Below are 11,034 nucleotides of genomic sequence, written 5' to 3'. Positions count from 1 at the left end.
GAAATCGGCTGACAATCACCTAGTTGCTCTCACTCGGCTGGCCGGTACCCCACCCGAAATGCCGTATATCGCGGTCTACGCTGTAACCCACGCACGAGACCACGCGGATCTGCCACACACGCCGCGCGGTCGGGCAGCAGATTGCCACCGTCTTGTCCTACTGTGGACACCGAAGACAAGCGAGTCCAACCCGATGCACTATCAGTGCGACAGCTTCTTCTCCGATGTCAGCGTGGCAGTACTTGGCACTCCTGGCGTCGAGCCAGAGCGTTATGATGGATTTGCCCTATCTGCCCGTAGATTGGTTGTGCCTGGAGACCAGGGACGAAGCATGCTGGGCCGCATTGCTCGGCGAAGTCAGCAGATTCGTCGGCAGCCGAAGATAACCTTTCCCTGCGGTTGCCGGTGCGGCTCGACTCCTCGCCGCTCAGTGCGACCGGAGCGCATGTCAACGAGCCCATGCCCGCATGGATGCTACTCCGGTCGCCGCGTCAGAATTCTGGGCCCGTTCTCGGTAACGGCAACAGTGTGCTCCCAATGTGCCGCACGACTGCCGTCGAGAGTGACGACAGTCCAGTCATCATCGAGCACCTTGGTTTGAGTGGTGCCGAGAGTAAGCATCGGCTCGATCGCGAGCACCGATCCCTCCACGAGCTTCGGGCCCTTGCCAGGAGCGCCCTCATTGGCGAGAAAGGGATCGAGGTGCATCTCTCGGCCTATGGCGTGCCCGCCGTAGCCGTCGACTATGCCGTAGGGCCGCCCGTGTTCCTTCTCGGCCGCGCGAGTACCTTGCTCGATGGCGTACGAAACATCGGTCAGCCGATTACCCGGCACCATCGCCGCGATCCCGGCTTCCATCGACAATTCAGTGGCCGCGCTGAGCAACTGATCGGCCTCGATAATGGTGCCGATCCCGAAAGTCCAAGCCGAATCACCATGCCAACCTTCGAGAATCGCCCCGCAGTCGATGGAAACCAGGTCGCCCTCGGCAAGAATCTCCCTGCCGGTCGGAATCCCATGCACCACGCGGTCGTTCACCGACGCGCAGATGGAGGCGGGGAAACCGTGGTAGCCCTTGAACGACGGCACCGCACCAGCATCCCGGATCACCTGCTCGGCGACCTCGTCCAATTCTAAGGTGGACACTCCGGGCTTGGCGGCCGCACGCACGGCCACCAAGGCGCGGCCGACGATTGCGCCTGCCGCCGCCATGGCATCCAGTTCTCCGGCCGTCCGGAATGGAACGACTTTCTTCTTGCGATGAAAGACCATCCCCGCCTCAGTGCTCCCTCATGAACGGCTCCCCCATGAACGGCTCCCTCACGAGCGACATCAGTGACCCAGCGCCCGCAACGCCTTTGCGTTGACCTCTTCGATGCCGCCGACACCGTCCACTGAAATGACCAAGCCGTCATAGTGCTGCAACAGCGGCTCGGTCTCCTCCCGGTACACCCGGAGCCTGTTGCGGATCACGTTCTCGTTGTCATCGGCACGACCACGGGAGAGCATCCGCTCGACTACCGCCTCCTCCGGCACCACGAAGCACAACACGGCATCGAGCGTGGTGTCCATAGCCTTGAGGATCTTCTCCAGCGCGTCGGCTTGGTCCACTGTGCGCGGGTAGCCGTCGAGCACGAACCCGTTCGCGGCGTCGGGCTCGTTGACCCGTGCCTCAACCATTCGATTGGTCACGTCGCTCGGCACCAGATTGCCCGCGTCCATGTATTTCTGCGCTTCGCGTCCCAGCGAGGTCTGCTGGCTGATATTCGCGCGGAACAGGTCCCCCGTGGAGATGTGCGGTACACCCAGCCTCTCCGACAGTAGAACTGCCTGAGTGCCCTTGCCTGCGCCCGGCGGACCGAGCAGTACAACTCTCACTTGAGGAACCCTTCGTAATTTCGATTCATCAGCTGGCTCTCGATCTGCTTCACGGTGTCCAAGCCGACACTCACCATGATCAACACCGCGGTACCGCCGAACGGAAGGTTCTGCGCCCCGCCCGAGGAGCCGATATCCAGGAAGAGGTTGGGAAGGACCGCAACAAGACCGAGGTAGATGGAGCCGGGGAGGGTGATCCGGCTCAGCACGAAATTCAGATAGTCGGCGGTCGGTTTACCGGGGCGATACCCGGGGATAAAGCCGCCGAACTTCTTCATCTCGTCGGCGCGTTCCTCTGGGTTGAAGGTGATCGCGACATAGAAGTAGGTGAAGAAGACGATCAAACCGAAGTAGATCGCGATGTAGACCGGGTTGCCCGGGTTCACCAAGTATTTCTGGATGGCTTCCTGCCACCAGCTCTGGTCGTCGAAGCTCGAACTCGAAGAGGTCAGCTGCGCCACCAGGTTCGGCAAGTACAGCAAAGACGATGCGAAGATGACCGGGATCACACCGGCTTGGTTCACCTTCAGCGGAAGATAGGTCGAGGAGCCGCCGTACATCTTCCGACCGACCACGCGCTTGGCGTACTGGACCGGAATCCGTCGCTGGCCCTGCTCGACGAAGACCACGGCGGTGATGATCGCCAGCGCGGCGACACACACCAGGGTGAATACCAGCCCGCCGCGACTGTCCAGAATCGACTTGCCCTCGGACGGGATACGGGCGGCGATGCCTGCGAAGATCAGCAGCGACATACCGTTGCCGACGCCGCGTTCGGTGATCTGCTCGCCGAACCACATCACCAGGGCCGCGCCCGCCGTCATCACCACGACGATGATGATCATGCCGAAGATGCTGGTGTCGGCCAGGATGTCCTGCTGACAACCGCGCAACAGCTGGCCGCGGGCCGCCAACGCGACCAGACCGGTCGCCTGCAGAATCGCCAGCGCGATCGACAGATAGCGGGTGTACTGCGTCATCTTGGTCTGGCCGGATTGGCCTTCCTTGCGCAGTTCCTCGAATCGAGGGATGACCACGGTGAGCAACTGGACGATGATGCTCGCGGTGATATAGGGCATGATGCCGATCGCGAAGACCGACAGCTGCAGCAGCGCGCCACCGGAGAACAGGTTGATCAGCTGATAGATGCCAGCGGACTCACCGCCGGAGACCTGCTGGATACAGTCCTGGATCGCCTTGTAGTCCACTCCAGGAGACGGCAGCGAAGCACCGGCGCGGTACAACGCGACCAACCCCAGCGTGAAGAGAATCTTCCGCCGTAAGTCCGGAGTCCGGAAGGCCGATACGAAGGCGGAAAGCACTGATCCTCCTGGCGAACGACATGGTCATGACATGGACGATTCAGCGCGGTCCAGTCCCTGCTCAGCACAGGAGGGACGCCGAAAACCCATGACGAGGCTTGGCAGACAACTATAAAACTCTAACAGCGGCACCGGACGAGCCTTCACTCATCCGGTGCCACCCTACGCAGAGTACCGTCAGCCCAGCTCGGTGACGGTGCCACCGGCTGCGGCGATCTTCTCCTTCGCGGAGCCGGAGGCTTTGTCCACGGTCACCTGGACCGCGACCCCGATTTCTCCCTCGCCGAGCACCTTGACCAGCTGGTTCTTGCGAACCGCGCCTGCGGCCACGAGCTCGGCCTTACCGACCTCGCCGCCCTCGGGGAACAGCTTGGCGATAGCACCCACGTTCACGACCTGGTATTCCGTGCGGAACGGGTTCGTGAAACCCTTCAGCTTGGGCAGCCGCATGTGGATCGGCATCTGCCCGCCCTCGAAAGCGGCTGGGACGTTCTTACGCGCCTTGGTGCCCTTGGTACCACGACCCGCGGTCTTGCCCTTGGAGGCCTCACCGCGACCCACCCGGGTCTTCTCGGTCTTGGCGCCGGGAGCCGGACGCAGGTGATGCAACTTGATGGTCATGTCAGACCTCCTCAACGGTCACGAGGTGGCGCACGACATTGATCAGCCCGCGGTTCTGGGCGTTGTCCTCACGGACCACGGACTTGCGGATACCACGCAAGCCGAGGGTCCGCAGGCTGTCCCGCTGATTCTGCTTGGCGCCGATCGAACTCTTGATCTGGGTCACCTTGAGATCTGCCATTGTCAGACTCCCTGTCCGGCACGGGCGCGCAGCATGCCTGCCGGAGCCACGTCCTCCAACGACAGGCCACGGCGCGCGGCCACCTCTTCCGGACGCTGCAGCTGCTTGAGCGCGGCCACCGTCGCGTGCACGACGTTGATCGCGTTGTCGCTACCGAGCGACTTGGCCAGAATGTCATGGATGCCCGCGCACTCCAGCACGGCGCGCGCGGCGCCACCGGCGATCACACCGGTACCTGGCGAGGCCGGGCGCAGCATGACCACGCCGGCGGCCGCTTCGCCCTGCACCGGGTGGGTGATGGTCGAACCGATCATCGGGACGCGGAAGAAGCCCTTGCGCGCCTCCTCGACACCCTTCTGGATGGCCGCGGGAACTTCCTTGGCCTTGCCGTAACCGACACCGACCAGACCGTTACCGTCGCCGACGATCACCAGGGCGGTGAAGCTGAAGCGTCGACCACCCTTCACAACCTTGGAGACGCGGTTGATCGCGACAACTCGCTCGAGCTGGTTCTTCTCGGCGGAGCTGTCTCGACGGTCGCCGCCACCGCGACGATCGCCGCCACCGCGACGGCTCTCCCGGCCGCCCTCGGGGGCGCTGCCATTCTGTCCGGCGGGTCCGCTTCCGCCGTCACGCCGCTGACGTCCCGGCATCAGACGTTCCTTCCGTTCTCGTTCACAACAGTCATCAGAATTTCAACCCACCTTCGCGAGCGGCATCGGCCAATGCGGCGATCCGACCGTGGTAGTCGTGTCCGCCGCGGTCGAACACGACGGCCTCGACACCGGCAGCCTTGGCCCGCTCGGCCAACAGCTGGCCGACCTTCTTGCCCTTGGCCGACTTGTCGCCGTCGAGCGCGCGTACATCGGCTTCGATGGACGAAGCGGCGGCGATGGTCTTGCCGACCGAGTCGTCCACCAACTGCGCGTGCAGGTGACGCGAGGAGCGGTTGACCACCAGGCGGGGCCGCTGCGAGGTGCCGACGACCTTCTTGCGCAGGCGGAAGTGCCGCCGCGTCTTGGCCAGGCGGCGCTGGGTCGAGGCGTCTTTGCCGAGCGGGATGCGCTTGGCCTTCTGGTTTTCGGTTTGCGCCATGATCACTTACCCGTCTTTCCGACCTTGCGGCGAACGACCTCGCCTGCGTAGCGGATGCCCTTGCCCTTGTATGGATCGGGCTTGCGCAGACCGTGGATAACCGCCGAAATCTGGCCGACCTTCTGCTTGTCGATTCCGGACACGGAGAACTTGGTGGGCGATTCCACCGCGAACGTGATGCCCTCTGGCGCCTCGATCGGCACCGGGTGGCTGTAGCCGAGAGCGAACTCGAGGTTCTGGCCCTTGAGCGCGACGCGGTAGCCGACGCCGAAGATTTCCATCTTCTTCTCGTAACCCTGGGTCACGCCGACGATCATGTTCGACACCAGAGTGCGGGTCAGGCCGTGCAACGAGCGGCTGCGGCGCTCGTCGTCCGGACGGGTGACCTCCAGCTGGCCGTCCTCGCCCCTGGCGATGGTGATCGGCTCGGAAACGGTCAGCGACAGAGTGCCCTTGGGCCCTTTAACCGACACATCCTGCCCGTCGATGGTGATATCGACGCCGGCCGGAATGGCGATGGGCTTCTTACCAATACGCGACATTGTCCTGACTCCCTTACCAGACGTAAGCGAGGACTTCGCCGCCCACGCCCTGCTTGGCCGCCTGCCTGTCGGTGAGCAGACCCTGGGACGTGGAGATGATGGCCACGCCGAGGCCGCCCAGGACCTTGGGCAAGTTGGTGGATTTCGCGTACACACGCAGACCGGGCTTGGAGACGCGACGCACACCAGCGAGGCTGCGCTCCCGGCTCGGACCGTACTTGAGATCGACGACGAGGGTCTTGCCCACGGTCGCGTCCTCAGTCCGGTAATCGGCGATATAGCCCTCGCGCTTGAGGATCTCGGCGATGTTCGCCTTGAGCTTCGAGTGCGGGGCCTTCACCTGATCGTGGTACGCCGAGTTGGCGTTGCGCAGACGCGTCAGGAAGTCTGCGATCGGATCGGTCATGGTCATGGTTCGACCTGGACACCTTTCTCGCCGCGGTTCCCATACAGCACCGACACGCATATCGACGTGGCGACCGTGGGCCTACGACAATTCGGATGGTCCGGCAGGCAGTTGCCGACCGGAGGAGGTTCGATCACCCGGACGCACGCATGCGGACATGGAGTTGCCCGGGCAACCGAACCAGTGTAGGCAAGATCGCCACCAGGACAAAATTCGGGGCCTGGCCGCACCTTCCTCAGGTCCGGCTTATGAACAGCTCCGGCTTATGAACAGCTCCGGCTTATTGAACAGCTCAGACTTATGAACAGCAGAGACAATCGACACCCAGCCCGGCGGCATCGCCCGTTCGGATCGCGATCCGAGCCGACAGCCAGCGCAGCCGATACCGCCGAGCACCGCATGCCTCAGGCCTGCTCCACACCCGAATTGTTATGGCCGAAGCCCACATTGTGACAACCATCGCGAGTACCGCAGCACGGAAGGTGTCGACGAACCCGAAAACATCCGCGACGCAATACATTCAGTGGCCGCTACCCCTGCCGCGGCGATGGCGGCCGCTAATGTTCCGGCAGCAGGGTTTTGGGACTTCTGCACGATATGCCGGTAGTTCTCACCCAACAGAACTACCGGAACCTACTTAGCATGGGACTATGTCGAGTCCATGGATCGATCGACCCGACCTTCCTGAGCACATGTCCTGGGAAGAACTCGGGCAGCTGCCCGAGGAGATCGCCGGGCAGATCGAGCTATGGGGCGGGCGGGTGGTTTGGCTGCGCCGGGGACCTGCCGAACATCAAGCGTTCACGTTCGCATTGACCAACGCGCTCAAGCGATGCGCACGCCGAGCGATAGCGCGACAGCCGGAAACCTGCTGGCGCGTCGACCTCGGAACCAATGTGTACTTCAACAAAACCGAAAAATCCGACTTCGTCACTCCGAACTTCCTCGCCTACCGCTGCCCGAGCGCACCGTATCAGGACATTCGCGCCGACGACGTACTACTGGTCGGCGAGATCTTGCCGCCATCGAACACCTGGACCGAGATGGAGAACAAGGATAAGAAAGCGCGGTACGCGAGGGCGGGTATTCCCTGGTACTGGGAGGTGACGCTGGAGTGCACGCGAAGCGCCATCGCGATGATCCACGTATACGCGTTGGAAACCGCCCCAGGAGAACTCCCGCCCGGCGTCCACCCGCTGTACCCGGCCAACTACTTGCTGGCCGGAAGATGGTCGCCGAAGGATTCCGACGCCATCGCCATCAACTTCCCGTTCCCGATCCGCATTTCCTGGTCGGAGCTCGAGTTCTGAGTCCGTCTGACGGATATATCGTCACCGATCGGCGACAGTCTTCGACATCGCTATTACACGACATTGCTATTACAATCGAGCACACGTGGACTTTCAGCGCCGGTGTGCAATGTTCAACGTGTGCAATGTTCACCATGTTCATCGTCCACCGTGCTCGTTGACCACCGATCGTTCGTTGACCACTGATCGCCGAGAAATTTCATGATCCTCCATGCGGGCATCATTATCTCTGCCGTAATCCGGGGGCTCGCCATCGACAACTACCCGGATATGGCGCGAATCGCACGGGAAGCCGAGGCGCTCGGCTTCCAGTCGCTATGGCTGTGTGACCATTTCCTTACCCTGGACACCGACGACTACGTACGACAAGTCGGCCTTTCCGGCGAAATAGCCGCCGAGGAGCCTCCGCGCCGCAAGCAGGTCTCCTCCTTTCCACATCTGGAGTGCTGGACTGCGTTGTCGGCCCTGTCCCGAGATACTCGGAAGATCCGACTGGGCACGAACGTTCTGTGCAATCCCTATCGATATCCCTCGGTGCTGGCCAAGATGGCCGCGACGCTCGACGTGATCTCCGCGGGTCGAGTCGACATCGGGCTCGGGGCGGGGTGGTTCCAGCGAGAATTCGAAGCCTACGGAATCCCTTTTCCGCCTGCTGGCGACCGTGTCGCGGCGCTCGCCGAATCACTCCAGCTCATACAGCGCATCTGGGTCGAGGAATACCCGACGTTCCGCGGTGAATTCTACTCGATCGATGGCGCCCGCTGCGATCCGCCGCCGGTCCAGCGCCCGCATCCACCGTTGTGGGTCGGCGGCGAAGGTAATCGAGTCCATCGCATCGCCGCCCGTTACGCCGATGGCGTCAACGTTCGCTGGTGGTCGCCACAGCGATGCGCGGACCGCCGGGCCTTCCTCGACCGCGCCTGCGAGGAAGCGGGTCGCGACCCCGCCACGCTGCGCCTGTCGGTGACCGCTCTATTGTCTCCCGCCGCCGACCCCGACCAGCGGGAGAGGACCAAAAGAAGATTCCGCTCCATTCCAGCGGAAGGGTTGATCACCGGTTCCCAGGAAGAATGCGTCGAACGTATTCAGGAATATCAGAAGGCCGGAATCCATGATTTCCTTTTCGCTGTTCCCGACGTCGCCGAGGCGGATAATTTACGAGTAGTGGGCGAGGAAGTCATCCGTCGCCTCGATGATCCTTCGCGGCGGTACCGCCAGGATGAAGCAGCGGAGAAGCAGTGAAAAGAACACTACGATGGCACGCACGAACGATTTCGAAGCAGTGGGAGTCAATGAAGCAGTGGGAGTCAATGACGAGTACCTCCGTCCCACGGCCTATATGAACTCCGACCACCCGCTCGTCGCGTCGAAGGCAGAGAAGCTCACCGCAGGATGCGCGGAAGACACAGAGCGCCTCGGAAACTTATACCGATACGTCCGTGACATCCCTTATGACGTTCTCGCGTCATTTCGATATCTGGTCGAGGGGAAGAGCGCGGCGGGCGATGTGATCGACAACGGCGTGGCTTTCTGCATGGGCAAGGCGATCACCTTCGTCGCCCTGTGCCGGGCCACCGGGATCCCCGCACGCGTCGCCTTCCAGACCCTGGACGCACCCCGGATGGAATTCCTCTCCCCAGAATTACGCCAGTTGTGGGGTGGGCGCGACAGCAGACCTCTCCCCTGGCACTCCCTGGGTGAAGCCTTCCATAATGGTCGATGGCTTCGGCTGGACGCCACCATCGATACCCCGACCGCGACACGGCTGGGCAAACCGTACACCGTCGAGTTCGACGGCCGCACCGACATTCCGACTGTCGAAGGGGCGGTCATCCGAGAGAACGGCAGTTACGCGGACTATCCACACCAGGTAGCCGAGTGGTACGCCCGCCTCGCCCGAAAAGTGCTCACTGCCTTGGCCTCGGAGGAGGCGGAAACCGCCCGACTACACCTCGCCGCTGACGATCTACTTTGGGCCGGGCCTGATCCCGACCTGGTACGACAGCACAGCTGACCGGCAAGTGATCACCGAAAGATTCCAGCGCCGTCGACTTACCGTTCCCGATCCGCATTCATGCGCGATGCGGCTGCGCAGCCTGCGCCGCGGGTGGACGAGATGTCGACGGCCGGAGACTTGCCATGCTCCAAGGTAACGGCATTCACGCGGGAGCGGGCATGTCGATTACGCGCTATGGGACGACAATGGCAAGCCGCTCGCTCTCGTCGAAGCCAAGCGCACCACCAAGAGTCCCGAGGCGGGCCTGCATCAAGCGACGCTGTATGCCGACGCGCTGGAATGCGAGCGCAGGCAGCGGCCGGTGGTCTTCTGCCCTGCCAGCGGTGGGCAGCGGCATGGGAGTCGATCCGGGGCATACTTGTAGCGTCTTCCCCGACTCGGCCCAATTTAGTGTGTAGTGTGGTTTCGGGACTTGGCGAGTGCCGTGGTGAGGTCGTGGGGTAAGGGATCGGCGGCGGTGAGTGTGGTTTTACCGGTTTTGATGTGGATGGTGCGGTAGCGGCGGGCGGTGCGAACGAATTTCTTTATGCTCCAGCCTGTTCGGGTTTCGGTCCAGCTGCTGAGGGCCAGGGCGGCGAACACGATGGTCAGGTGGGCGTCGATGGATTCGCGTTTGTGGTGGTAGATCGGTCGGGCCTGAAGGTCGTGCTTGGACATCCGGAAGCTTTTCTCGATGTGCCAGAGCTGGTGGTAGGCGTCGATGACGAACCCTGCGCTGTGGTCGGTGAGATTGGTGGTGTAGCCCTTCCATCCCGCCAGCGCCCGGTTCTTGGCCTCCAGGGCCCGGTCGGCGGTTTTCGTCGTGCCGGTCAGCTTGATGAACCGGTTGCGTTCGACCGGGGCTTTCCCGTCGACGGCCCTCTGTGCTTTGGTGATTTGTTCATCGATGCCGCGCAGGGTGCGGCGGGCTCTGTCGTCGCGGTACTGGTAGTAGATGACCCGGTCCGGGATGCCGCGAGCTTTCTCACCGGCCGTCGATGGCCACGGCTGGGTGAGTACCAGCCCGTTCGGGATGGGTTCGCCGGGGTGGTCGCGGCGCCATTCACACACTACATCGGGTAGATACGGGATCTTGGTACCGAGGATGAACGACAGACCGGCCGCCTGGATGGCGACCTGGTTGACTTCGGAGATCATGCCTGTGTCGGCGACGACGGTGACATCGGTGAGCCGGTGCGTGGCTTTGAACGCGTTGATCACCGGCAGCATGGTCGCGGTCTCGGACTTGTTACCCTCGAACGCCTCCACCATCAACTGAAACGGGCCTGTCACCGCCGAGAACGTGATCGCACCCCAGCACCCGCCAGGCATGACACAACGCTTCCCACATATGACCGGCTCGCGAGCTGGTGATCTCGAGCGGCCCGCCGCTGCCGGCATCGATGTCCAGGTCCAGCGCGTGCTGGCCTTCGGCCAGCCGCTGCGCGGCAGCAGCCTTCAACGCCTCGACCTCGGCGTCACCATGGGCCGATCCAAGATGCTCGATCGACCGCGACCCTCTGCGCGACGACCACACGATCTGCACCGCGGTCGCGCCCGAAGCTGTCCTCACCGTGCGCACATAAGCCACCCGCGCACCTGACGAACCGAGGGTTAGTTGTATGAGGCAATGACGTTGGTGACGCCGGTGTGGAGGCGGATGGCGGGTGGCCGGTTTCCGGC

The 11,034-nt window shown here is 62.8% G+C and carries 12 protein-coding genes and 1 pseudogene; 3 read left to right on the top strand and 10 right to left on the bottom strand.

Annotated elements, in window-relative coordinates; all coding sequences use genetic code 11:
- Window positions 1-474: 474 nt before the first annotated feature.
- From map to rpsH, 9 genes are all read right to left on the bottom strand, one after another.
- Window positions 475-1,272 carry a type I methionyl aminopeptidase gene (gene map, locus ACX4ZE_RS20985; protein WP_480275187.1) on the bottom strand — a complete coding sequence of 266 codons (798 nt, stop codon included), beginning with the start codon at window positions 1,270-1,272 and terminating at the stop codon, window positions 475-477.
- Window positions 1,273-1,332: 60 nt separating this feature from the next.
- Window positions 1,333-1,878, bottom strand: coding sequence for an adenylate kinase (locus ACX4ZE_RS20980; RefSeq protein ID WP_480275186.1), 546 nt, complete (start codon window positions 1,876-1,878; stop codon window positions 1,333-1,335).
- The gene (gene secY, locus ACX4ZE_RS20975; RefSeq protein WP_480275185.1) at window positions 1,875-3,200 is read right to left on the bottom strand and encodes a preprotein translocase subunit SecY; all 1,326 of its coding nucleotides are present in this window, start codon (window positions 3,198-3,200) and stop codon (window positions 1,875-1,877) included. The genes ACX4ZE_RS20980 and secY overlap by 4 nt, the downstream gene beginning before the upstream one ends.
- Window positions 3,201-3,377: 177 nt before the next feature.
- Entirely contained in the window at window positions 3,378-3,821 is a 444-nt protein-coding gene (rplO, locus tag ACX4ZE_RS20970) for a 50S ribosomal protein L15 (protein WP_480275184.1), read from the bottom strand.
- Window position 3,822: 1 nt separating this feature from the next.
- On the bottom strand, window positions 3,823-4,002 hold the full coding sequence (gene rpmD / locus ACX4ZE_RS20965; protein WP_014349110.1) for a 50S ribosomal protein L30: 180 nt from the start codon (window positions 4,000-4,002) through the stop codon (window positions 3,823-3,825).
- 2 nt (window positions 4,003-4,004) lie between these two features.
- Window positions 4,005-4,655 (bottom strand): 30S ribosomal protein S5, encoded by a 651-nt coding sequence (rpsE, locus tag ACX4ZE_RS20960; protein WP_480275183.1) that lies wholly within the window; start codon window positions 4,653-4,655, stop codon window positions 4,005-4,007.
- Between the two features lie 34 nt (window positions 4,656-4,689).
- Complete coding sequence (gene rplR, locus ACX4ZE_RS20955) at window positions 4,690-5,097, bottom strand: 50S ribosomal protein L18 (protein ID WP_480275182.1); 408 nt, start codon at window positions 5,095-5,097, stop codon at window positions 4,690-4,692.
- 2 nt (window positions 5,098-5,099) lie between these two features.
- A complete protein-coding gene (rplF, locus tag ACX4ZE_RS20950; protein WP_480275181.1) occupies window positions 5,100-5,639 on the bottom strand; it encodes a 50S ribosomal protein L6 in 540 nt (179 codons plus the stop codon).
- 13 nt (window positions 5,640-5,652) lie between these two features.
- The gene (rpsH, locus tag ACX4ZE_RS20945; protein ID WP_480275180.1) at window positions 5,653-6,051 is read right to left on the bottom strand and encodes a 30S ribosomal protein S8; all 399 of its coding nucleotides are present in this window, start codon (window positions 6,049-6,051) and stop codon (window positions 5,653-5,655) included.
- A 644-nt stretch (window positions 6,052-6,695) separates the two neighbouring features.
- On the opposite strand from rpsH, the gene ACX4ZE_RS20940 reads away from it, so the two are divergent.
- The 3 genes from ACX4ZE_RS20940 to ACX4ZE_RS20930 all read left to right on the top strand — a co-directional run bounded on the left by ACX4ZE_RS20940 (window position 6,696) and on the right by ACX4ZE_RS20930 (window position 9,369).
- The gene (locus ACX4ZE_RS20940; protein WP_480275179.1) at window positions 6,696-7,355 is read left to right on the top strand and encodes a Uma2 family endonuclease; all 660 of its coding nucleotides are present in this window, start codon (window positions 6,696-6,698) and stop codon (window positions 7,353-7,355) included.
- A 201-nt stretch (window positions 7,356-7,556) separates the two neighbouring features.
- Window positions 7,557-8,597, top strand: coding sequence for an LLM class flavin-dependent oxidoreductase (locus ACX4ZE_RS20935; protein ID WP_480275178.1), 1,041 nt, complete (start codon window positions 7,557-7,559; stop codon window positions 8,595-8,597).
- Window positions 8,598-8,610: 13 nt separating this feature from the next.
- Window positions 8,611-9,369: a transglutaminase-like domain-containing protein gene (locus ACX4ZE_RS20930; protein ID WP_480275177.1), complete on the top strand. Its 759-nt coding sequence runs from the start codon at window positions 8,611-8,613 to the stop codon at window positions 9,367-9,369.
- 390 nt (window positions 9,370-9,759) lie between these two features.
- Here the strand turns inward: ACX4ZE_RS20930 and ACX4ZE_RS20925 are convergent.
- Window positions 9,760-10,942 (bottom strand): annotated as a pseudogene (locus ACX4ZE_RS20925) (IS1634 family transposase).
- Between the last annotated feature and the right edge of the window lie 92 nt (window positions 10,943-11,034).

This window comes from Nocardia sp. TBRC8007 (assembly GCF_056629435.1).
Note: the sequence above shows the minus strand (reverse complement) of the source record. Positions and strands in the feature narration are given on the sequence as shown.